General features: G+C 62.6%; 19 protein-coding genes. 9 read left to right on the top strand and 10 right to left on the bottom strand.

The features are described 5' to 3' along the window. From bamA to KF794_07205, 7 genes are all read left to right on the top strand, one after another. On the top strand, positions 1-2,493 hold the full coding sequence (gene bamA, locus KF794_07235) for an outer membrane protein assembly factor BamA (protein QYK46455.1): 2,493 nt from the start codon (positions 1-3) through the stop codon (positions 2,491-2,493). A gap of 51 nt (positions 2,494-2,544) precedes the next feature. Then, a complete protein-coding gene (gene lpxD / locus KF794_07230; protein QYK46454.1) occupies positions 2,545-3,582 on the top strand; it encodes a UDP-3-O-(3-hydroxymyristoyl)glucosamine N-acyltransferase in 1,038 nt (345 codons plus the stop codon). A 53-nt stretch (positions 3,583-3,635) separates the two neighbouring features. Beyond that, the gene (gene fabZ, locus KF794_07225) at positions 3,636-4,094 is read left to right on the top strand and encodes a 3-hydroxyacyl-ACP dehydratase FabZ (protein ID QYK46453.1); all 459 of its coding nucleotides are present in this window, start codon (positions 3,636-3,638) and stop codon (positions 4,092-4,094) included. Positions 4,095-4,099: 5 nt separating this feature from the next. Further along, positions 4,100-4,903 (top strand): acyl-ACP--UDP-N-acetylglucosamine O-acyltransferase, encoded by an 804-nt coding sequence (gene lpxA / locus KF794_07220; GenBank protein ID QYK46452.1) that lies wholly within the window; start codon positions 4,100-4,102, stop codon positions 4,901-4,903. A 2-nt stretch (positions 4,904-4,905) separates the two neighbouring features. Beyond that, positions 4,906-5,778, top strand: coding sequence for a UDP-2,3-diacylglucosamine diphosphatase LpxI (lpxI, locus tag KF794_07215; protein ID QYK46451.1), 873 nt, complete (start codon positions 4,906-4,908; stop codon positions 5,776-5,778). Then, positions 5,757-6,938, top strand: a complete 1,182-nt coding sequence (gene lpxB / locus KF794_07210) for a lipid-A-disaccharide synthase (GenBank protein QYK46630.1) — start codon at positions 5,757-5,759, stop codon at positions 6,936-6,938. Before lpxI ends, lpxB begins: the two co-directional genes overlap by 22 nt. Before the next feature lie 88 nt (positions 6,939-7,026). Next, positions 7,027-8,040: a ketoacyl-ACP synthase III gene (locus KF794_07205; GenBank protein ID QYK46450.1), complete on the top strand. Its 1,014-nt coding sequence runs from the start codon at positions 7,027-7,029 to the stop codon at positions 8,038-8,040. 33 nt (positions 8,041-8,073) lie between these two features. On the opposite strand, the gene gltA is transcribed toward KF794_07205, so the two are convergent. Together gltA and KF794_07195 are read right to left on the bottom strand one after the other, a co-directional pair. Next, positions 8,074-9,378 (bottom strand): citrate (Si)-synthase, encoded by a 1,305-nt coding sequence (gene gltA / locus KF794_07200; GenBank protein QYK46449.1) that lies wholly within the window; start codon positions 9,376-9,378, stop codon positions 8,074-8,076. Between the two features lie 159 nt (positions 9,379-9,537). Next, a complete protein-coding gene (locus KF794_07195; GenBank protein QYK46448.1) occupies positions 9,538-10,971 on the bottom strand; it encodes a glutamate--tRNA ligase in 1,434 nt (477 codons plus the stop codon). A 76-nt stretch (positions 10,972-11,047) separates the two neighbouring features. Here KF794_07195 and KF794_07190 point away from each other — a divergent pair, with 76 nt between their 5' ends. Beyond that, on the top strand, positions 11,048-13,375 hold the full coding sequence (locus KF794_07190; protein QYK46447.1) for a ComEC family competence protein: 2,328 nt from the start codon (positions 11,048-11,050) through the stop codon (positions 13,373-13,375). On the opposite strand, the gene lexA is transcribed toward KF794_07190, so the two are convergent. Then, positions 13,369-14,088, bottom strand: a complete 720-nt coding sequence (lexA, locus tag KF794_07185; protein ID QYK46446.1) for a transcriptional repressor LexA — start codon at positions 14,086-14,088, stop codon at positions 13,369-13,371. The genes KF794_07190 and lexA overlap by 7 nt on opposite strands. Before the next feature lie 461 nt (positions 14,089-14,549). Between lexA and KF794_07180 the strand changes: the two genes are divergently transcribed. Next, on the top strand, positions 14,550-15,560 hold the full coding sequence (locus tag KF794_07180) for a hypothetical protein (protein ID QYK46445.1): 1,011 nt from the start codon (positions 14,550-14,552) through the stop codon (positions 15,558-15,560). 142 nt (positions 15,561-15,702) lie between these two features. Here KF794_07180 and KF794_07175 read toward each other — a convergent pair whose 3' ends face one another. The 7 genes from KF794_07175 to KF794_07145 form a co-directional block, all read right to left on the bottom strand. Beyond that, complete coding sequence (locus KF794_07175; protein ID QYK46629.1) at positions 15,703-16,902, bottom strand: molybdopterin molybdotransferase MoeA; 1,200 nt, start codon at positions 16,900-16,902, stop codon at positions 15,703-15,705. A gap of 7 nt (positions 16,903-16,909) precedes the next feature. Next, the gene (moaC, locus tag KF794_07170; GenBank protein QYK46444.1) at positions 16,910-17,434 is read right to left on the bottom strand and encodes a cyclic pyranopterin monophosphate synthase MoaC; all 525 of its coding nucleotides are present in this window, start codon (positions 17,432-17,434) and stop codon (positions 16,910-16,912) included. A 1-nt stretch (position 17,435) separates the two neighbouring features. After that, positions 17,436-18,248 carry an indole-3-glycerol phosphate synthase TrpC gene (trpC, locus tag KF794_07165; GenBank protein ID QYK46443.1) on the bottom strand — a complete coding sequence of 271 codons (813 nt, stop codon included), beginning with the start codon at positions 18,246-18,248 and terminating at the stop codon, positions 17,436-17,438. Continuing rightward, the gene (gene trpD / locus KF794_07160) at positions 18,248-19,264 is read right to left on the bottom strand and encodes an anthranilate phosphoribosyltransferase (protein ID QYK46442.1); all 1,017 of its coding nucleotides are present in this window, start codon (positions 19,262-19,264) and stop codon (positions 18,248-18,250) included. The genes trpC and trpD overlap by 1 nt, the downstream gene beginning before the upstream one ends. 4 nt (positions 19,265-19,268) lie before the next feature. Then, positions 19,269-19,868 carry an aminodeoxychorismate/anthranilate synthase component II gene (locus KF794_07155; GenBank protein QYK46441.1) on the bottom strand — a complete coding sequence of 200 codons (600 nt, stop codon included), beginning with the start codon at positions 19,866-19,868 and terminating at the stop codon, positions 19,269-19,271. Between the two features lie 69 nt (positions 19,869-19,937). Beyond that, on the bottom strand, positions 19,938-21,455 hold the full coding sequence (locus KF794_07150) for an anthranilate synthase component I (protein ID QYK46440.1): 1,518 nt from the start codon (positions 21,453-21,455) through the stop codon (positions 19,938-19,940). 3 nt (positions 21,456-21,458) lie between these two features. Then, complete coding sequence (locus KF794_07145; protein QYK46439.1) at positions 21,459-23,345, bottom strand: SurA N-terminal domain-containing protein; 1,887 nt, start codon at positions 23,343-23,345, stop codon at positions 21,459-21,461. Positions 23,346-23,410: the final 65 nt, after the last annotated feature.

Genomic DNA, 23,410 nt, shown 5'->3' with positions numbered 1-23,410 from the left:
ATGAAATTCGGCGTACGGGTAGGGGTCGTTCGTAAGCTGGGGGTAGCGTTCTCGCTCGCCCTTGCTCTCGTTTGTTGCGTTGCGGCGAGCGCGTTCGTTACCGCGACGCCGGCCGCCGCGCAGACCGTTAGTGCAGTCGTGGTCGAAGGCAACTCGCGCGTCGACGCCGACACCATCCGCAGCTACGTCAAAATCCGTCCGGGTGAGCGCGCCGATCCGGTTCGCATCGACGAAGCGCTGAAAGCGCTGTACGCCATCGGCATCTTCGAAGACGTTCAGATCCGTTATGTCGGCACGCGACTCGTCGTCAGCGTGCGCGAGGCGAAGGTCATCAATCGCGTCGTGTTCGAAGGCAATCGCCGGGTCAAGGACGACGCGCTGAACGCCGAAGTGCAGTCGAAGGCGCGCGGTTCGCTCTCTCTTCCGACCGTGCAGGCAGACGTGCAGCGCATCGTCGAAGTCTATCGCCGCGGTGGCCGCTACGCCGTCAAGGTCGAACCGCAGATCATTGATCGCGCGAACAACCGCGTCGACCTGATCTTCAAGATCGACGAAGGCAAGGTCACGAATATCTCGACGATCAACTTTGTCGGTAACAACGTATTTTCGTCGGTTCGCCTGCGCGACGTGATCAACACGACGCAGACCAACTGGCTCAGCTTCCTGCGCAACACCAACATCTATGATCCGGACCGCGTGAACGCGGATCAGGAGCTGCTGCGTCGCTGGTATCTGAAGCACGGCTATGCCGACTTCCGCGTGCTGTCGGCCAATGTCGATCTCGACCGCAATAACAACGCGTTCGTCCTCACCTTTACCGTCGACGAAGGCCAGCAGTACCGCTTCGGCGAAGTGGAAGTGATCTCGAACGTGCGCGACTTCGACGCCGCGTCGGTGCGCAGCCTCGTCCGCACGACGAGCGGCGACGTCTATAACGCCGAACTGGTCGAGAAGACGATCGAGCTGATCACCATCGAGCTTTCCAAGCGCGGTTACGCGTTCTCGCAGGTGCGCCCGCGCGGCGACCGCGACTTCCAGAACCGCCGCATCAACGTGGTTTATGTCGTCGAGGAAGGCCCGCGCGTTTACGTCGAGCGCATCAACGTACGCGGCAACACCCGTACGCGCGAACAGGTCGTTCGGCGCGAGTTCGAATTGCAGGAAGGCGATCCGTATAACCGCGTGCTGATCGACCGCGCGGAGCGCCGCCTGAAGAACCTCGGTTACTTCAAGGCCGTTCGTGTTTCCAACGAGCCGGGTTCGGCTGCGGATCGCGTCATCATCAACGTGGACGTGGAAGAACAGCTTACCGGCGAGTTCTCCATCTCCGGCGGCTATTCGACCTCGGACGGCGCACTCGGCGAGTTGACGATCGGCGAACGCAACTTCCTCGGTCGCGGCCAGTTCGTGCGCCTGACGCTGACCTACGGCCAGCGCGTGAAGGGCATCGAATTCTCGTTCACCGAGCCGTACTTCATGGACTACCGGCTCGCGGCGGGCTTCGACGTCTTCTACAAGGAAACCAAGCCGAACAATTACGTTCAGTACGGCATTGACCAGGTTGGCGGCACGCTGCGCCTCGGCATGCAACTGAACGAAGAAGTCACGCTGGCGCTGCGCTACACCGGCATGCAGCGCGAGATCAAGGTTGCCGACGGCCTGAGGGACGGTTGCGCATTCAACTACAACACCAACCTCGGCGTCAGTAACGATCCGAACTGTAACGGTCAGACGCTCGCCACGCTGCAGGCAAACGGTTTCGACTCGCGCGAAGTTTCGAACGCGATCCGCCAGGTGCTCGGTCAGGTCGTGATCTCGCAGGTCGGCTACACGCTCTCCTACAACTCGCTCGACAATAACCGCGATCCGAGCAGCGGCCTGTACGCGACCTTCGCGCAGGATTTTGCGGGCGTCGGTGGCGACGTGCAGTTCGTAAAGACGACCGGCGAAGTGCGCTATTACAGGCCGATCACGGGCGATTTCGTCGGCATGGTGCGCGCGCAAGGTGGCCACGTGTTCTCGTGGGGCAGCGATCAGCTTCGCATCCTCGACCACTTCAATAACTCACATAACCTTGTGCGCGGTTTCGCGACCCAGGGCTTCGGCCCGCGCGATCTCAACACCAACCTGTCCTATCCGGACGCGCTCGGCGGCACGACGTACTGGGGCCTGACCGGCGAAGTTCAATTCCCGCTCTGGTTCATGCCGAAGGAAGCCGGCGTGAAAACCGCGCTGTTCGTGGATGTCGGTTCGCTGTTCAACTACGACGGTGCGACTTCGGTCACGGGCGGCGTTCCTGCGATGTGCGACGGCGTGACGGTTGCAGGCGGCGTTTGCGCCTACGACTCGCGCTCGATCCGTGCATCGACCGGCGTCAGCTTCATCTGGACTTCGCCGTTCGGTCCGCTGCGTTTCGACCTGGCGGTGCCGATCCTCAAGGATCCGTACGACCGGACGCAGTTCTTCCGCTTCGGCGGCGGCACCAAGTTCTGATGGGATAACGTCCTGCGGATTTCGCGGACGGGTAAGGCCGGACGATTCCGCATGACCGAGCCATCATTCTTTCGTCCGCGCAGCCCGCTTGAACTCGGCGAAATCCTCGCATTAACCGGCATTGCCGAAGCCGAACGCGACGGCGCAATCCACATCGCTGGTGCACGTCCGCTGGACATTGCCGGTCCCGAAGACATCACCTTCTGCGATAACGCCGACTATCTCGACGATCTGCGCAACACCGATGCCGCGGCCTGCTTCGTGACCGCGAAACTCGCTTCGGAAATGCCGCCGGATGTGGTCGCGCTGATCACACCGCATCCCTACGCGGCGTTCGTGAAAGTAGCGCGCGCGCTCTATCCCGACGACCTGCGACCGCTGTCCGTGTTCGGCGTGCGCGGAATCGATCCGGGCGCTTCCGTGCATGAAGACGCCCGCCTCGAAGACGGCGTGACCGTCGATCCTTGCGCGGTGGTGGGACCGGATGCCGAGATCGGCGCGGGTACCGTGGTCTGTGCGAACGCGGTGATCGGCCCCGGCTGCCGCATTGGCCGAGATTGCAGCATCGGCCCCGGCGCCAGCATTTCGCATGCACTGATCGGAGACCGGGTGATCATTCATGCGGGGGCGCGGATCGGGCAGGACGGTTTCGGCTACATTCCGGGGCGCTCGCATTTGAAGGTGCCGCAAGTCGGCCGCGTGATCATTCAGGACGACGTCGAAATCGGCGCAGGCACGACCGTGGATCGTGGCGGCGGACGCGATACCACCATCGGCGAGGGCACCAAGATCGACAATCTAGTGCAGGTCGCGCACAACGTCGCCATCGGCCGTTATTGCCTGATCGCGGGCCATGTCGGTCTGTCCGGTAGCGTAACCATCGGCGACCGCGTGATGCTCGGCGGCAAGGTCGGCATCGCCGATCACCGGACTATCGGCGACGGCGCGCAACTGGCCGCGCTGAGCGGCGTGATGCACGATGTTCCCGCAGGGGAAAAGTGGTGCGGCGCGCCGGCCAAGCCGATCCGCGAGTTTTTCCGCGAGCAGGTCGCATTGCAGCGTCTCGCCGCGAAGAACGGCAACAAGTAAGATACCGGTACTAAGAATACGCGAAGCACCGGCAAAATGGCGACGGAATAGAGATGAGCATAATTTCCAAAGACAATACGATCGAACCCGCCGATCTGTTGCGGATTCTTCCGCACCGTTATCCGTTTCTGCTGATCGACCGCATTATCGAAGTGAACGGCGACGAGTCCTGCATCGGCATCAAGAATGTCACCTTCAACGAGCCGTTCTTTCAGGGGCATTTTCCCGGACGGCCGGTGATGCCGGGCGTACTGCTGATCGAGGCGATGGCACAGACTGCCGGTGCGATCTGCTCGCTCAGTTCAGGTTACGTCGATACGCTGCCGAACGTTTTCTTCCTCACCGTGGACAAGGCGAAGTTTCGCAAACCCGTGATTCCCGGCGACACCATCCACTTTCACATGAAGAAGAAATCGCAGCGCCGGAAGATGTGGTGGTTCAATGGCGATGCGAAAGTGCGCGGCGAAACCGTCTGCGAAGCCGAAGTCGGCGCAATGATCGTTGAGAGCTAGGTCGCGTGGCAAAGATCGATTCAAGCGCGCGTGTGGCTGACGGCGCCAGGCTCGGGGCGGATGTTGAAGTAGGACCGTACTGCGTAATCGGTCCGGACGTAACGCTTGGAGACGGATGCCGGTTGCTCTCCCATGTTTCCATCCAGGGGCATACCAGCATCGGCCCGCGCGCGAAAATCCAACCGTTCGCTTCCCTCGGAAGCCCGCCGCAATCGGTACACTATAAGGGCGAGGCCGCGCGTCTGATTGTAGGTGCGGATTGCGACATCCGCGAAGGCGTGACGATGAATATCGGTACCGCCGGCGGCCGCATGGAAACGCGGGTCGGCGACAAGGTGATGCTGATGACCGGCGCGCATGTCGGCCACGACTGTATCGTCGGCAATAATGTAATCTTCGCGAACAACGCGACGCTCGGCGGTCATGCCGAGATCGGCGACAACGTCTTCATCGGCGGCCTTGGCGCCGTGCATCAGAACACGCGCGTCGGAGAGCAGGCAATTGTCGGTGGCTGTGCCGGCGTTCGCCACGACATCATTCCGTTCGGTGCGTCCGATGCGCAGGGCGATCTGGGCGGGCTGAATCTGATCGGCCTGAAGCGCCGCGGCTTCAGCCGCGAGACGATCCATAAACTGCGTGCGGCTTACCGCGAGATATTCTTCGGTCCCGGCAGCCTGAAGGAACGCGTCGACGAGGTTGCCGCGAAATACGCGGACGTGCCGCCCATCGTTCGCATTGCCGATTTCATCCGTACCGCCGGCAAGCGGCGCATCAGTACGCCGCGCGCAGCCGCCACTGGAGAAGACTAGGCTTGGCCACACCCGAAACCGCAAGCGCGCCGCCGATCGCGATTGCCTGCGGAGGCGGCAAGTTTCCGGAAGCCGTGATCGCTTCCGTGCTGCGGCAGGGTCGCACAGTATTCCTGTTCCTGCTTGAAGGCTTCGCCGACCCCGCGCTGGAACGTTATCCGCATGTGTGGGCGAAGCTGGGTTCACTCTCGAAGCTGGCAAACGCACAACGCGAGCATGGTTTCAAGGAACTGGTGCTGATCGGCGACGTGATCCGGCCGCGCATCTCCCAGATCGGATTCGACTGGCGCTCGCTGCTGTTGTTGCCGCGCGCAGCTGGCATTTTTCTTGGCGGCGACGACAGGCTGCTCAAGGGTGCTGGCGAGATTTTCGAGTCCTATGGCGTGAAACTTCGCGGCGCGCATGAAGTCGCGCCCGATATTCTCATGCCGGAAGGCTTGCTCACGCGGACGAAGCCTTCGGCAGATGAAATGGAAGACATCCGTTTCGGTTTCCGCCTGTTGCACGCAACCGGACCTTTCGATGTCGGCCAGGCTGCGGTCATCGCCAAGCGCCGCGCAGTTGCGATTGAGGCCTCGGAAGGAACGTCGGCCATGCTGGCGCGCGTGGCGGATATGCGTGCGAACGGACGCCTGCGGCTGGGAAGCCGCGAAGGGGTGCTGGTGAAAGCGCCGAAACGCAATCAGGACCGCCGCTTCGATTTGCCTGCCATTGGCCTCAACTCCATCGCCGAGGCGAAGACGGCAGGGCTTGCCGGAATTGCGCTCGAAGCGGGAGGATCCATCGTAACAGACGTGGAGGAATTCGCCGCGGCGGCCAATCATGCAGGCTTGTTCGTGATCGCACTCCCGGCATCGGAAACGGGTGTGCCGTGAGCGACTACTTCCTGATCGCTGCGGAGATATCCGGCGATCATCTCGGCGGCAGCCTGATGCAGGCGCTGAAGAGGAAAGACCCTGAAGCGCGGTTTTTCGGTGTCGGCGGTCCTGCGATGAAAGCCGAAGGACTGGATAGCCTGTTTCCGATTTCCGATCTGGCGGTGATGGGCTTCAGCAACGTGATCCGCAACCTCTCCCGGATTCGTGCGCGTATTCGCGAAACGGCTGAAGCGATTGTCCGCAACCCGCCCGACGCAATCGTGATGATCGACAGTTACGGCTTTAGCGCGCAGGTGGGCAAGCGCGTGCGCAAGCTGCTGCCGCGCGTTCCGATCATCAAATACGTCTCACCGCAGGTCTGGGCATGGCGGCAGGGCCGCGCGAAGAAGATGCGCGGTTACTTCGATCATGTACTCACACTGTTTCCATTCGAGCCGAAGGTGTTGCGCGAGCTTGGCGGTCCGCCGAGCACGTATGTCGGCCATCCGTTGATGGAGCGCCTGCACGAATTGCGGCCCTCGGGTCAGGAACAGGCGCGGCGTGATGCGAAGCCGCCGCTTCTGCTGGTCATGCCGGGAAGCCGCCGCGCGGAAATCGCTTCCCTGAGCGATGTCTTTGGTGACGCGCTTGGCATGATCGCGAAGCAGTATGGCGAGGTCGAAGTCGTGCTGCCGACCCTGCCGCATGTACTGGGGCAGGTTGAGGCGGCAAGCGCAAACTGGCCTATTAAACCGCGTATCGTGATCATGGAAGCGGAGAAACTCGCCGCAATCCGGAACGCGCATGCGGCTATTGCCGCCTCCGGTACGGCTTCTTTGGAGCTTGCGCTTGCTCATGTCCCTCATGTCGGTGCGTACAAAGTACGTGCGTGGGAAGCGTTCATCGTCCGGCGGCTGGTGCGGGTTTCGAATGTGCTGCTGCCGAATCTGCTGCTTGGAGAAACGGTGGTGCCGGAGTTTCTTCAGGAGGATTGCACGGCCGGAAATATCGCGGACGCAGCCATTCGGCTGCTACGTGGCGGCGAGGAGCGCGAACGTCAGGCGGCTGCGTTCGGCCGCATGGATGCCATACTGGAAACGGGCACATCGCTACCGAGCGAACGGGCGGCGGCTATGGTCATGGAATTATTGGATAAATCGTCTCGTGCGGGCCGGTGAGGCGTTCGCAAGGAGGGGTTAACCATCGGTTTCTAGACTGCACTGCGGGGACTATAATTCGACTCGAACGGTGCGGGATCACTCAGCGATGACCGACGGCAAGGCCGCCATTGTAGGCGTTCACGGTTATGTGCCGCCGGACGTACTGACCAACGCCGACCTCGCGCGCATGGTCGATACCACCGACGAGTGGATCACCGAACGTACCGGCATAAAGCAACGGCACATCCTGAAAGGCGAAGGACTCGGCACGTCACACATGGGTGCTGAGGCCGTCCGTGGGTTGCTGGCAAAGACCGGTGCGAAAGCCGGTGAGATTGATCTCCTGATTTGCGCGACCACGACGCCGGACATGGTGTTTCCGTCCACCGCCAATTTGATTTGCGACATGGTCGGGATACGCGGCATTCCCAGCTTCGACGTACAGGCCGCGTGCTCCGGCTTCGTCTATGCGCTGACCGTCGCGAAACAGTTCGTCGAGAACGGCGCAGCGCGGAAAGCTATCGTGGTCGGGTCGGACAAGATGTCCGCGATCATCGACTACACCAATCGCGCGACCTGCGTGCTGTTCGGCGACGGCGCAGGGGCGGTGCTGGTAGAGCGCAGCAACAACGGAACCGGTATCGTCGATGCAATGCTCGGCTCGGACGGTGCCGGCTGGGTGCATCTGCACCAGAAGGCGGGCGGCAGCCGAATGCCGCCGACCAAGGAAACGGTCGAGAAGCGCCTGCATTACGTGCATCAGGAAGGTGCGCAGGTTTACAAGTTCGCCGTGCAGCACATGGCGGAAGTCGTGCGGCAACTGATGGAACGCAATGCGCTTACGGGCGCTGACATCGACTGGCTGGTGCCGCACCAGGCCAACCGGCGTATCATCGAGGCGACCGCCGAACGCATGCAGATGCCGATGGACCGCGTCATGATGACGATTCACAAGTTCGGCAATACCACCGCCGCAACGATTCCGCTTTCGCTCTGGGATTACGAAAGCAAACTGAAGGAAGGCGACCGGTTGATGCTGGCGGCTTTCGGTGGCGGGTTCACATGGGCAGGGGCCTATGTGAAGTGGGCCTATGACGGCGCAACAAAAAAGGCGGCGTGAACGCCGCCTTTCCTATTCGTAGAGATCGGGAAGTTATTTCCGGCGCGAGATCGGCAGATAGTCGCGGCGCGCGGCCCCCGTGTAGAGCTGGCGCGGACGGCCGATCTTCTGGCCCGGATCCTCGATCATTTCCTTCCACTGCGCGATCCAGCCGACGGTACGTGCGAGCGCGAACAGAACGGTGAACATCGCGGTCGGGAAGCCCATCGCCTTGAGCGTAATGCCCGAATAGAAGTCGATGTTCGGGTAGAGCTTCTTCTCGACGAAGTATTCGTCCTTCAGCGCGACCTTTTCCAGCTCCATCGCGACATCGAGCAGCGGATCGTCCTTGATGCCGAGTTCGGTGAGAACCTCGTGGCAAGTCTTCTGCATGATCTTCGCGCGCGGATCGTAGTTCTTGTAGACGCGATGACCGAAGCCCATCAGGCGGAATGGATCGTTCTTGTCTTTCGCCTTGCGGACATATTCCGGAATCTTGTCGACGTGACCGATCTCGGTCAGCATCTTCAGCGCGGCTTCGTTCGCGCCGCCATGTGCCGGACCCCAGAGGCAGGCGATGCCAGCGGCGATGCATGCGAACGGGTTCGCACCAGACGAGCCAGCGAGACGCACGGTCGAGGTCGAGGCGTTCTGTTCGTGATCAGCATGCAGGATGAAGATGCGGTCCATCGCGCGCGAGAGCACGCGGTTCACCTTGTACTCTTCAGCTGGCACGGCAAAGCACATGCGCAGGAAGTTCGACGACAGGTCGAGGTCGTTGCGCGGATACACGAAAGGCTGGCCGATCGAATATTTGTAGGCCATCGCGGCGAGCGTCGGCATTTTCGCGATCATGCGGATCGACGCGATCATGCGCTGCTGCGGGTCCGAGATGTCGGTGGAGTCGTGATAGAAGGCGGAGAGCGCGCCGACCGAACCGACCATTACCGCCATCGGATGCGCGTCGCGGCGGAAGCCCTGAAGGAAGCGGGCCATCTGCTCATGCACCATCGTGTGACGGTTCACGCGATAGTCGAAATCGGCTTTCTGCGCGGCGGTCGGCAGTTCGCCGTAAAGCAGCAGGTAACAGGTTTCGAGGAAGTCGCCGTGCTCGGCGATTTGTTCGATCGGGTAACCGCGATAAAGGAGAACGCCTTCGTCGCCGTCGATATAGGTGATTTTGCTTTCGCAGCTTGCGGTCGAAGTGAAGCCCGGGTCGTAGGTGAACATCCCGGTCTGGCCGTAGAGCTTGCCGATGTCGACGACCGAAGGACCGATGGTCCCGGCCTTTACCGGCATGTCGAGCTTCTTATCGCCTACGGCGAGCGCAGCGGATTTGGCCGTGTTTTTGGCGTCCATCCGTATCTCCTGATTTATTGCGGACCGGCTCTGGGCCGTTCGGCCGGAAGCCATGCCGGGAATGTGGGCGCCGGGAACAAAGGGTCCGGCAGATGGGCAAAACTAAACCCTTCGCTGCGTCGCGACAAGGTGACAAGCGCCCGTAAAAACGGTGTGACTTCAGGCCGTGGCGGTACCAGGTACCTGATCCCGGAGCCGGGCTAGACTTTCGTCTTTCCCCAGCACCGCCAGCACGTCGAAAATTCCGGGCGAGGTGGATTTTCCGGTGAGGGCGGCGCGTAGCGGCTGGGCAATCGCGCCGAGTTTCATGGAAAGCGTTTCAGCCAGTTCACGAATCGAGGCTTCAACCGCTTCCGCGGTCCACGGCTCCACTTTTTCGAGCGCCGCGACGGATTTTTTCACCGTCTCGCGGCCTTCAGGAGTCAGCAGGCTTGCAGCTTTCTCGTCCATGTGAAGTGGGCGCTCGGCAAACAGGAAGCCGGCACCCTCGATCAGTTCGATCAGAGTCTTCGCGCGCTCTTTCAGGCCGGGCATGGCGGCAATCAACTGCGTGCGGCGCGATTTCAGGAGCGCCGCGGTGCGGCCGCCGCCCGGCAGGTCCGGAAGCAGGGCTTCGATCTGGCGGACGATCTCTTCATCGGGCATCGAGCGAAGGTAGTGACCGTTGACATTCTCGAGCTTGGCGAAGTCGAACCGGGCTGCGCCGCGGCCGACCTTCGCGATGTCGAACAGGCGGATCATTTCCTCGGTCGAGAAAAATTCCTGATCACCGTGGCCCCAGCCGAGCCGTACCAGATAGTTGCGGAGCGCTTCGGGCGTATAGCCCATCGCGCGATAGGCTTCGACGCCGAGTGCGCCATGACGCTTTGAGAGTTTCGCCCCGTCCGGCCCATGGATGAGCGGGATATGACCCATGCGCGGGATTTTCCAGCCCAGCGCTTCGTAGATCTGGGACTGGCGCGCGGCATTGGTGAGGTGATCGTCGCCGCGGATGATGTGGGTGACGTTCATATCGTGGTCGTCCACCACCACGGAGAGCATGTAGGTCGGCGTGCCGTCGGAGCGGAGCAGGACAAGGTCGTCGAGATCCTTGTTCGGCCAGACCACGCGGCCCTGCACCATGTCCTCGACGACGGTTTCGCCTTCCTGCGGTGCTTTCAGACGGATGACGGGCTGTACGCCGGCGGGCGCTTCCGAGGGGTCGCGGTCGCGCCAGCGGCCATCGTAGCGCGGCGGCTTGCCTTCGCGGCGGGCCTTTTCGCGCATCTCTTCGAGTTCCTGCGGACTGGCGTAGCACTTGTACGCACGGCCCAGCGTGAGCAAGGCTTCCGCCGCCTCGCGGTGGCGCGTCGCGCGGGCGAACTGGAAAACGATGTCGCCGTCCCAGTCGAGGCCGAGCCATTTCAGTCCGGCGATGATGGCGTCGATGGCTTCCTGCGTGGAACGCTGGCGATCGGTGTCCTCGATCCGCAGCAGCATCTTGCCGCCCATGTTGCGGGCGAACAGCCAGTTGAACAGCGCGGTGCGCGCCCCGCCGATATGGAGGAAGCCGGTCGGCGAGGGAGCGAAGCGGGTAACGACGGGTTCGGTCATGATTTGCGATGCATAGCGCGGAACGGCGGCCCGTGTAGCATAGGGAATTGGCTGCGAGTAGGGCGGGGAAAGCCCGATGACGGAGCGGGAGCGGCAACGGCCGAGCGCAGGGCGGCGCGCGGCGGTGCTCGGCGGCACGGGTGCGGGCATATCGCTCGGCCTCGGCGCGCGTCTGCGCGCGGTTCCGGAAGCTTTGCGCGTGGCCATTGCCGCCGAAGCCGAAGCGGGCCGCTTCGCGCCGTGGTTGGCGGTGGCGTTCGGCTCCGGTGTCCTCCTTTATTTCACCGCTCCCGCTGAGCCGCTGTGGCAACTGGCGGCGGGGTTGGCCGTTTCGCTCGCGGCACTCGCATTTCTGATGCGGGAGAGACCGGTGCCGTTTGCGCTGGCGCTTTTGCTTGCCTTTCTGACGGCGGGGTTCGCGGTCGCTTCCGTCCGTGCGGCGATGATCCACCATTCCGTGCTTACCCGCCCGCTTGCCGCCGTCACACTGAGCGGCTTTGTCGAGTCGAAGGACTCTACCGAGCGTTCCGAACGGATCGTGTTGCGGGTCACGAAAAGCGATCCCAAGGCGAAGACGGCCATTCCGGAGCGCGTGCGTCTCGCATTCCGGAAGGGTGCGGCACCGAAGGTCGGCGAGCACATCGAACTGCGCGCGCGGTTGCGGCCGCTGCTCGGACCGGTGCGGCCCGGCGGCTACGATTTTGCGCTCGGTGCATATTTTAATGGCCTGGGCGCGACCGGGTTCATTCTCGGCAGGCATAAGACAATAGCGACCGACCGCGAGCCGCCGTTCTGGATCAGGGCGAATGCCGAAGTAGAGAAGGTGCGGCGCGGATTGACGGCGCGCATCCGGGCGTCCGTGCCGGGCGATGCAGGCGCGGTCGCGGCGGCGCTGGTGACAGGTATTCGCGACGACATTTCGCGCGAGACCAACGAAGCGCTGCGGGTCTCCGGTCTCTACCACGTCATTTCCATCTCCGGCCTGCACATGGCGCTGATCGCGGGCGCGCTATTCGCGCTGGCGCGGGGCACGCTGGCGCTGATCCCCGGGCTCGCGCTGCGGCGGCCCATCAAGAAATGGGCGGCGGTGCTGGCGCTGCTCGGCGTCACCGCGTATCTCGTTCTTTCAGGCGCGGAGGTCGCGACCCAGCGCTCTTACGTGATGATCGCGGTGGTGCTCGTCGGCGTGCTGTTCGACCGGCCCGCACTAACATTGCGCACGCTCGCCGCGGCCGTCGTGGTGACGCTGATCGTTTCGCCGGAAGCGGGGATGAATCCCGGCTTCCAGATGTCGTTCGCGGCGACGCTGGCGCTGGTCAGCTTTTACGAACGCTGGTCGCCTGCCATCGCGCAGCCGCCTGCGCCCGGTGCATCGCTGCTGCGGGAAACCGCGGGCCGTACGGGCCGCTGGATTTTGCTCGGTGCGACGACTTCGCTGGTCGCGGGACTTGCGACCGCGGTTTACGCCGCGTTTCATTTTCATCGCGCCGCGCCCTACGGCGTGCTTGCGAACGTGCTGGCGATGCCGCTGATCGCGTTCGTCATCATGCCGATGGCGCTGGCCGGAATACTGCTGCTGCCGTTCGGTTTCGACGCCTATGCATGGCAGGTCATGGGCCTCGGCATCGGGGGTATGATCCATGTTGCGAAGTGGGTCGCTGCCATCGACGGCGCGGATGGAAGGATCGGCGCGTTCGGCGCAGGCGCGGCGTTGCTCGCGACCGTTGCGTTGCTGGTGCTGGCCATTCCCGCGACACGGCTACGATTGATTGGCTTGCCGCTTGCGCTATGCGCGCTATTTCTCATCTGGAACGCGCCGCGCTACGACATTTATGTCGATGCCGAGGGCGACGCCATCGCGGTGCGCGCGGAGGACGGCAAGCTCTCCATTCACTCGCTACGACGCGATCGTCTCGCGACCGAAAGCTGGCTTGCTGCCGACGGGCAGGGCGCAATCGCCGCGAGCGAGCTGGCACGCGCGTTCACCTGCGATGCGGAAGGCTGCACCGCGAAGCTGAAAGACGGCACGCTGATCGCGCTGCCGCTGAAGCCGGAAGCGCTGGCGGATGATTGCACGCGCGCGGCACTGATCATCTCGCGCCGTGAGGTGCCGGCGAATTGCCCGCTTCCCGTCATCGACCGCAATACACTGGCGGCCACCGGCGCGCTGGCGCTCCGCAAAACGCGCGACGGCTGGGAAGTGCGTCCTGCGCGTTCGCCGTTCGCGGACCGGCCCTGGTACGGCCGCGCGAACCCGCCCGATCCTTCCGTGTTGCAGCGGCTTGCGGTGCAGGCGCAGCCGAAGCGCGAAGCATCTCCGCCGCTGGTCACGCCGGAGTCAGGCGCGGGCGATAACGCCGCGCCCGAAGTTCCGGATGAAAGCGAAACGGCGGACGATCAGTAGCGGCGATAGAGGCCGACCAGCTTGCCCTGAATCTGCACGCGGTCGGGACCGAAGATGCGGGTCTCGTAGGCCGGGTTTGCGGCTTCGAGCGCGATGGACGCGCCCTTCTTGCGCAGGCGCTTCAGCGTCGCTTCTTCCTGATCGACGAGGGCGACCACGATATCCCCGGTATCGGCGATGTCGGCTTTGCGGATGAGCGCAAGATCGCCTTCGAGGATGCCGGCTTCGATCATGGAGTCGCCCTTCACTTCGAGGGCGTAATGCTCGCCCGTGGAAAGCATTTCCGGCGGGACGTGAACGGTGTGGCTGCGGTTCTGGATCGCCTCTACCGGCGTACCGGCGGCGATGCGGCCCATGACCGGGATGGCGATGGGGCGGGTGCTGCTGCCGGCGTCCTCCTTGTCGGAGGGCGGTCGCGTGACCTTGCCGAGCGAGCCTTCGATGACGTTGGGCGAGAAGCCGCCACGGCTGCGGGGGCTGCCCATGGCGGGGGCGACCGTCTCCGGCAGGCGGACTACTTCCAGCGCGCGCGCGCGGTTCGGCAGGCGGCGGATGAAGCCACGCTCCTCAAGGGCGGTAATCAGGCGGTGGATGCCGGATTTGGAGCGCAGGTCGAGCGCATCCTTCATTTCGTCGAAGGACGGGGGCACTCCGGATTCCTTCAGGCGCTCATGGATGAAGCGGAGCAGCTCGTATTGTTTTCGGGTCAGCATCGTCGCAAAAATCCCTGATTCTGGGCCTTTTCGGGCGCCTGCGAGTCGGTACAAATCAAGAACGGTTGTATCTGTTCTAGTTGTGTTCCGCAAGCACTTAAGAACGGGTGAATGGCCCGCTGAACGCGGGTCTACGAGCCCCAATCTCAACCCTCATGGATCCCGCGGTTTACCGGACTTAGAGCAGGTGAAACTGCGCCTACAGACCCGGTGCGTTGCTCACGAAATTGAGCAGCGCTATCCGGGCTTCGAGGACGGAATGGCTCGGGGCAAGAAACGATCTCCCAAGAGAAAACGTAGCACGAGCGCGTGGCTACGGCTGAAGTCGTGGGATGGTTGGGAAATGGTGAAAGCGCTTAGTGGCGTGGCAGCTTTAGTCGTGGCAATTTTGAAGTGATGCCGGAGATTTTGATTTCCGCTTTTTCGCGGGTCCGCCTTGAGCCATTGCCGAAAGCAAACGGTTGAAACGATTTTCTACAGCGTTCTTTGCCATCGCGATTCTCGCGTCACTCTCGATTCCGACTCTATCTCAGGAGAAGCCAAACGTCCCCGAAAACGTATGGGTTTACGAAGGCCGCCATAAGCCAAGCACTTCCAACGAAACCACTGAACGACAAGGCACTGAAAAGAACCCTTTGTCTATCAAGGTAATACCAACTGAGAAAAATGAAGCAGAAACAAAGACTGAAAAAGAAGAGCGCGATAATCGTCTTAAGCTGGAAGCTGAGAAACAAGAACTTGATCGTAGAATTACCGGCGCTACCGAGTGGATAAATTATTGGACTTTTGCGCTGTTCCTTATTGCTGGCGCTCAAGCCGTTTTGTTCGGCCTTCAACTCAGCAATATGAGCAAGACGCTTGAGATTGCGAAACTCAATGCTCAGTCCGCTGCTCGTATCGAGCGGCCGTTTTTGTTTTTGAAAAGCGTTGATCTGCAAATTTTTCCAGAACCAGCCGGAAACCTCAACGCGCGAGAATATCCAAACAGACCAAACGTCCAAATTGCTTTTGAAAATGTTGGCAGAACCCCTGCAATTATCCTGAATTTCGGATGCAGAATGGCTATCTTGCCGAGTGGCATTTTGCCGACGATTTACCCAGAGCCTGATTTCCGTGGCTCTGTCGGCGGTAGAGCAATTATGGCTGCTGGCAACATCAGCAAACCTCAACGCTTCTATTTCAAGTATGACCCGCCGACTACAGACTTCGATAAATTGAAAAACAAAACTGCTTGGTTCGTTGGTTTCCCGGTCATTCGCTACGAAGATGTCGGCGGTACTGAATATATTAGATACTCTTGCTTTGCCCGCGATCCCGACACTGAAGCCGTCTTTGCCGTTGGCGGAGACTATTACAACTATGAAGAAAAGTGGGTAGACGGAAAGCTTGCAGAGTCGAGCAGACCGGAGAAGCCTGAAGCGACTGCAACGCCACAACTGTTTCAGCCGGGCGAAGGCATCACTATTCCGTAGCCAATTTGAAAACTGGCTCACTTACCGCGCTCCCGCGCGGAGTTCCGCCGATACATGGCCCAAGGGGATATATGCCCTTAAGATCGCGTGAAACCCGCCGCCTGCGAGAGAAATTGCGATCAAGCGCGAGAGAAGATCCTCGTCAGTCGAGCGGGATGACGTGCACCACGTCGCCCTTCTTCGCGGCGGGTGCGTTCGGCGCGCGGAGCAGCAGGCAATCAGCCTTCACCAGCACCGACGCAAAAGAAGAGTCCTGCGACTTCTTCAGGAACGGCATCACCACGCGGCGGCCCTGTTCGTCCCACGAACTTTTCGAGCGCACATAATCCGCGCGGTGGTCGTTCTCCCACACATCCGCGCCGAGGATCGCGGGCTGCGGCACGGGGACCGTTTCGTTCATGCCCTGCAACTTGCGCAGCAGCGGCTGGAGAAAGATCACGCCGCATACATACGTCGAGACCGGATTGCCGGGCAGGCCGAGTACGCGCGCCTTGCCCGCGCCGCCGGAGAGCGTCGGCTTGCCGGGGCGTAGCGCGATCTTGTGGAAGTCGATGGTTGCGCCGGCCGCGTTGAGCGCGGGCACGATCAGGTCGTGATCGCCAACCGAAGCGCCGCCCAGCGTCACGATGACGTCCGCAGTTTCCTTCGCACCTTCGATGGCTGCGGTGATGAGTTCGAGCCGGTCCTTCAGGACTCGCGCATCGACCACGACCGCGCCCTCGCGCTCGCAGAGTGCCGCGACCGAATAATGGTTCGACGCGACGATGCGTTCCGGCGGACCGCCAGCACCGGGCGCGACCAGTTCGTCTCCGGTCGCGAAGATCGCGACGCGCGGCCGCTTCGCGCATTCGAGCGTGGCGTAATCCATCGAGGCGGCGAGGCTGAGCGCGCGCGGCGTCAGGCGTTCGCCCTTTTTCAAGAGCGCTTCGCCTGCGCGGAAATCGACGCCGGCCGCGCGGATGTTTTTTCCGGATTCGTAGGCGGGAAGGGTGACATGATCGCCGTCGCGCTGCGCGGACTCCTGCTCGACCACGACATCCGCACCTTGCGGCACCACCGCGCCGGTGAAGATGCGCGCGGCTTCTCCCGCGCCGATTTCGTGTTTCAGCGGATGACCCGCGGCGGACTCGCCGACCAGCTTCAGCCGCGCGCCGCCTGCGAGATCCTGTGCACGCGCCGCGTAGCCGTCCATCGCGGATACGTCGAACGGCGGCTGCGTGCGTAACGACTTCACGTCGGCCGCAAGCACGCGGCCATCACCTTCGCGGAGCGGGACTTGTTCGGAAGCGAGAACTGTTGCGCCATCGACGACACGCGCGAGCGCCTGATCGACGGGGAGCAACGGTGTTTTACCCGGCAAGATAGTCCCCCGAAGCGCCGCCGGATTTGCGGACCAGGCGGATGCCTTCGATCACCATGCCGCGCTCGGCGGCTTTCACCATATCGTAGATGGTGAGGCAGGCGACGCTGACGGCCGTGAGCGCTTCCATCTCGACGCCGGTCTGGCCGGTCATCTTCACGGTGGCGCGCACCAGCAAGCCCGCCTGTGCCGGATCGACGCCGATGTCGATTTCGGTTTTCGAGAGCAACAGCGGGTGGCAGAGCGGGATCAGTTCGTGGGTGCGCTTCGCGGCCATAATGCCGGCGATGCGCGCGGCACCCAGCACGTCGCCTTTCTTGGCGTTGCCGGTCAGCACCAGTTCGAGCGTGGCGCGGCTCATGATGACGCGGCCCTCGGCGACCGCGATGCGCTCGGTGGCGGCCTTGCCGGAGACATCGACCATGCGCGCGGTGCCGTCGGCGCGGATGTGGGTCAGCGTGCCGGATTTTTTCGCGGGTTTCTTTGCGGTCTTTTTCTTTCTTGTCTTGGGCATGTCAGGCACTCGCGCGCAACGCCGTGCGGTCGAGTAGCGCGCGCGTAGCGGCCTCGACATCGTGCTGGCGCATCAGGCTTTCGCCGATGAGGAAGGTGTTGACGCCGGCGCGCGAGAGGCGCGCGAGGTCGGCGGGAGTGAACAGGCCGCTTTCGCCGACGACGACTTTGTCTTTCGGAATGCGCGGCGCGAGTTGCTCGGTGGTCTCCAGCTTCGTCTCGAAAGTACGGAGATTGCGGTTGTTGATGCCGACCAGCTTGCCGTCCAGCTTCAGCGCGCGATCGAGTTCCGGCGCGTCGTGAACTTCGATCAGCGCATCCATGTTCCAGTCATGCGCGGCAGCGAGGAGATCGCGGGCGAGGGCGTCGTCAACCGCGGCCATGATGATGAGGATGCAGTCGGCGCCGAGCGCGCGCGCTTCCGCGACCTGATAGGTGTCGTAGAAGAAGTCCTTGCGGATCGCGGGCAGCGAGATCGCGCTGCGCGCGTTGGTCAGGAATTCCGGTGCGCCCTGGAATGACGGCGTATCGGTGAGCACCGAAATGCAGGCCGCACCGCCCGCCTCGTAGGCGCGCGCGAGCGAAGGCGGATCGAAGTCGGCGCGGATCAGGCCCTTCGACGGGCTGGCCTTCTTGATCTCGGCAATCAGCGCGTAATCGCCGCGTGCGAGCTTTGCTTCCAACGCACGGATGAAGCCGCGCGGCGCGGGAGCGGATTTCGCAGCTGTCTCCACATCCGCGAACGGGCGCTCGCGTTTCGCCTTCGCGATTTCCTCGCGCTTGTACGCGCCGATTTTTTCCAGCACGTCCGCCATCACGCCACCTTCGAAACGGCGACGAGTTTGTCGAGGCGCTGCTTTGCTGCGCCGCTGTCAACCGATTTCTCCGCGACTGCGAACGCTTCCTTCAGGTTTGCGCCCTTGCCTGCGATCAGAAGGGCGGCGGCGGCGTTGAACATCGCGACGTCGCGGAACGGTCCCATCTGGCCGTCGAGCACGGCGCGGAGCGCTTCGGCGTTGAACGCCGCTTCCGCGCCTTTCAGTTCGGCCGGTTGCGCGACGCGCAGGCCGACATCGGCGGGAGAGATTTCAAAGGTGCGCACTTTTCCCTTGTCGAGTTCTGCGACATGGGTCGGGCCGGTGGTGGTGATTTCGTCGAGGCCGTCGGAGCCGTGGACGACCCACGCCTTCTCCGAACCGAGCGCCGCCAGCACGTTCGCGAGCGGTTCGATCCAGTGCTTCGCGAACACGCCGACCATCTGGCGCTTCACGCCCGCCGGGTTCGAGAGTGGACCGAGCAGATTGAAAATCGTGCGTGTGGCGAGTTCGACGCGGGTGGGACCGACGTGCTTCATCGCCGGGTGATGCATCGGCGCGAACATGAAGCCGATCCCTGCCTCGCGGATGCAGCGCGCGATGCCGTCGGGTCCGAGTTCGATATTGACGCCGAGCGCGGCCAGCACGTCCGCCGCGCCGGATTTGGAAGAGAGCGCGCGGTTGCCGTGCTTCGCGACCGGCACACCTGCGCCCGCCACGATGAACGATGCGCAGGTGGAAATGTTGTAGCTGCCCGCGGCATCGCCGCCGGTGCCGACCACGTCAATGGCGTCGGCCGGAGCCTGCACTCGGGTCATCTTCGCGCGCATGGTAGCGACTGCGCCCGCGATTTCGTCCACCGTCTCGCCGCGCACGCGCAGCGCCATGAGCAATCCGCCCATCTGCGAGGGCGTGGCTTCACCGGACATCATCTTGTCGAAGGCGTGCGCTGACTCTTCTAGCGTCATCGGCGCGCCGGTCGCGACTTTGGTGAGGAGTGCGCGGAAGCGTTCCATCGCGTCACGCCTTCTTTTTCGCCGCGTTCCACGCGGCGGCGAGATCGAGGAAGTTCTTCAGGATCACCTTGCCGTGCTCGGACGCGATGCTTTCCGGATGAAACTGCACGCCGTGCACGGGGTGTTCCTTGTGTGAAAGCGACATGACAAGACCATCATCGGTCTGTGCCGTGACGTTCAGGGCCTTCGGCATGGTCTTCTGGTCGACCACCAGCGAATGATAGCGCGTCGCATGAAACGGACCATTGATCCCGCGCATAACGCCTTCGCCGGAATGGTTCACAATGGACAGCTTGCCATGCACCGGCGTCGGCGCGCGCACCACGTCGCCGCCGTAAGCCTGACCGATCGATTGCTGGCCGAGGCAGACTCCGAAGATCGGCGTGTTAGCGCCCATCTGCTTGATCACGTCGAGGCAAATGCCGGCTTCGTTCGGGGTGCAGGGGCCGGGCGAGAGCACCACCGCGTCGGGCTTCTGCGCCTTCAGTTCGTCCACAGTGATCGCGTCGTTGCGATAGACATGCACATCCGCGCCCAGTTCGCCCAGATAGTGGACGAGATTCCAGGTGAAGCTGTCGTAGTTGTCGATCAGGACGACGTTCATAGCGTTTTTCTAGGCCATGTCTTTCTAGGTCATGTCCGGTGCGGCGGCCAGCCGCTTTCCGGATGAAGGTTATTGCCCCCGCTTTGCGGCGGAAGCGAAGCGGCGCGCTTCCTCGGCGGCGCGAAACAGGGCCTTCGCCTTGTTCTCGCACTCAAGCTGTTCGGAAGCCGGATTCGAGTCGGCGACGATGCCCGCGCCCGCCTGCACGTACATCTTTCCGTCTTTTACGATAGCGGTGCGGAGCACGATGCAGGTGTCCATCGAGCCGTCGGCGGCAAAGTAGCCGACGCAGCCCGCATAGACGCCACGCTTTTCCTTCTCCAGTTCGTCGATGATCTGCATGGCGCGCACTTTCGGCGCGCCGGAAACCGTGCCTGCGGGAAAACCCGCGACCAGGGCGGAGAGGGCGTCGTGGCTCGGGTGCATCTCGCCTTCGACGTTCGACACGATGTGCATGACGTGGCTGTAGCGCTCGATGAAGAACTGGTCCGTCACCTTGACGGTGCCGATCTTCGAGACGCGCCCGACATCGTTGCGGCCGAGGTCGAGGAGCATCAGGTGTTCTGCGCGTTCCTTCGGATCGGCGAGCAGTTCGTCTTCGAGGGCCTTGTCGTCGTGCGGAGTTGCGCCGCGCGGGCGCGTTCCGGCGATGGGGCGGATCGTGACCTTGTTGTCGCGCGCGCGCACCAGGATTTCCGGGCTGGAACCGGCGACGGAGAAATCGCCGAAGTCGAGGAAATAGAGAAACGGCGCAGGGTTCACGCGGCGCAGCGCACGATACAGCGCGAACGGCGGCAGCCTGAACTCGGATTCAAAGCGCTGCGACAGCACCACCTGAAAAATATCACCCGCGAAGATGTATTCCTTCGCCTGCGCGACCATCGCTTCGTATTCGGCAGCAGTGGTGTTCGATACCGCATTCGCGCCGATGGTTTCATCGGCGTGAGCAATGTCTTCCTTGTTCAGCGGCAGGTCGAGCGCATCGACGACAGCGGTCAGCCGCTCCACGGCCTGCGCATATTCGGACTTCGCGCTGGTGCCGCTCGCGGGACGCACCGGCGTGATCACCGTCATCGTGTCCTTCACGGCGTCGAACACGACGACGATGGTAGGGCGGATGAGCGTGGCGTCGGCGATGCCGAGCGGGTCCGGCTTCTGCGCGGGCAGCTTTTCCATCAGCCGCACCATGTCGTAGCCGAGATTGCCGAATACGCCCGCCGCCATCGGCGGCAGGCCGTCGGGCACTTCGAGTTTGCTTTCCTCGATCAGCGCGCGGATCGCTTCCAGCGGTGGCTTCGCGACGGCCTCGAACGCGGAGCCTTTGTTGCGCGCGTTGCGGTTGATCTCCGCGGATGCCCCATGCACGCGGAAGATCACGTCGGGGTCGAAGCCGATGATGGAATAGCGGCCGCGTACCGCGCCGCCTTCGACCGACTCGAACAGGAAAGAGTTCGCGCGGTTGCGCGCGAGTTTCAGATAGGCCGAGACCGGCGTTTCCAGATCCGCGACCAACGTCGTCCAGACGAGTTGCGCCTTGCCTTCGGCGTGGCGCGCGCCGAAAGCCCGTTCGTCCGGAAAAATTTCCATGCGCTAGTTTCTCGCGGTGTCGCCGGTGACCTGACGAACCGCATTCTCGTTGACCCTTACGCCCAGTTCGTCCTGCAATCGTTGGACAAACTGGTCCTGCAATTCGTTGGTGATGGCACGCTGAATCTGCTGCGTGACCTCGGCCGGCGGTTCTCCCGGCGGCACGCCGACCGTGACGACGCGGAACACGATCTTGTCGACCGTATCCGGCGGATTGCCGACGCCGCTCTTGCCCTGCGGCGTGACGAAAATCTGCGCGATCAGGTTCGCATTGACGCCCGGCACCTGCGCGTTGCGGCGGATATTGTCGAGCTTCTCGACGCGGACGCCCGGCGCCACTTCGGCAAACGGCGCGCCGGCATCGAGCTTCTTCTGCATTTCGAGCGCGGTTTCGAGCAGCTTCTTCGTGGTCTGCTCGTCCTTCCAGCGCGCTTCTACGTCGGCTTTCGCTTCCTCGAAGGTGCGTTCGCGCTCCGGCACGATGTCCGCGACTTCGTACCAGATGGTGCTGCGCGTATCGCGCTGCTCGATCGGGTCGATCTCGACGCCCTTCGGCGTCGCGAATGCGGTTTTCAGGATCGTCTCGAAGCTCGGAATGTCGATGACGGGATTGCCGTCGGGCTTGCGGCCTGATGCGTCGACCTCGACGTCGGTGAGCTTGAGCTTCAGCTTCTCGGAAATCTCCGCGAGCGTGGAGCCGCCGCCGCGTTCGTCCTCGACCTGATCGTGGATCTTGCGGGTCTGCTCATAGGCGCGCTGGAGCTTCAGGTTGTTGGCGATCTGGTCCTTGGCTTCCTCGAACGAAGGCGTGCGGATGGCCTCGATTTTCGCGACCCGCAGGATCACCGGACCAAAGCGGCTGCTCACCGGCTCGCTGGTCTGGTTCGCGCTTAGGGCGAACGCTGCATCCGCGACCGCGGGATCGAGAATTTCGGTCTTCGTCACCAGATTGAGCGAAACGATTTCCAGCTTCAGTTCCTTCGCGATTGCTTCGAGCTTCTCGCCTTTCTTGAGGCGCTCGGCGGCGGCTTTCGCGGCATCGAGCGACGGGAAGTTGACCTGCTCGATGAGACGCTTCTCCGGCTGGGTCAGGCGCTCCTTCTGGTTCTCGTATTCCTTCCTCGACTCGTCGTCGGAAATCGTGATCGCCGCGAGATACGGCGTTGGCGAAAGCTGCAATACGCGCAGCTTGCGGAACTCCTTGGTGCGGAGCGTTTTCTTGTTCGCTTCGTAATAGGTCTTGAGGTCGTCCTCGGTCGGTGCGGCGATGGTGCCGGCCTGCGCGCGGGTAAGGCGGATCATTTCGACCGTGCGCTGCTCGACATTGAAGCGCCAGATCGCGTTAACGAGCGACGCGGGCGGCGGGTTGTTCGTGCCGAGCGCGCTCAGCAGTTGCTCGCGCACGATCTCGCGGCGCTGCGCGGCGAGGAAGGTCGCTTCCGTGTAGTTGTTGTCGCGGAGCACATTGAGGTAGTGCATCGAATTGAAGTTGCCGTCCGGGCCGCGGAACGCCGGGTAGGCGCGGACGCGCTCCGCGATCATCTGGTCGGTGACGCCGAGACCGAACTGGCGCGCCTTCTCGTCGAGCGCGGCCTGCGAGACAAGTTCGCCAAGGACAAGCCGGTCGATGCCGTAGCCACGCGCGGCTTCGGCGTTCAGCGCGACGTTCAACTGGCGGCCGATCTGCTGCACGCGCTCGGTGAAGGCGCGCCGGTACAATTCGGAACTGATGTCGGTCGAGCCGACTCGCGCCACGGAGGCGGTGCCGAAATTGCGGAAAACGTCGCCGATGCCCCAGAAGGCAAAGCTGACAATAAGCAGGCCCATCAAGATGAAGAGCACAATCTTGGTAGCCAGATTGCGCGAGCCTGAACGTAAGCCTTGAAGCATCGAATTTTCCCATGAAATGCAGGGGTTAAGCCCCCGCGAAAGCGGCGGATAATAGGGATGGCGCT

It is taken from the genome of Xanthobacteraceae bacterium (assembly GCA_019454205.1).
Lineage (GTDB): Bacteria > Pseudomonadota > Alphaproteobacteria > Rhizobiales > Xanthobacteraceae.
Note: the sequence above shows the minus strand (reverse complement) of the source record. Positions and strands in the feature narration are given on the sequence as shown.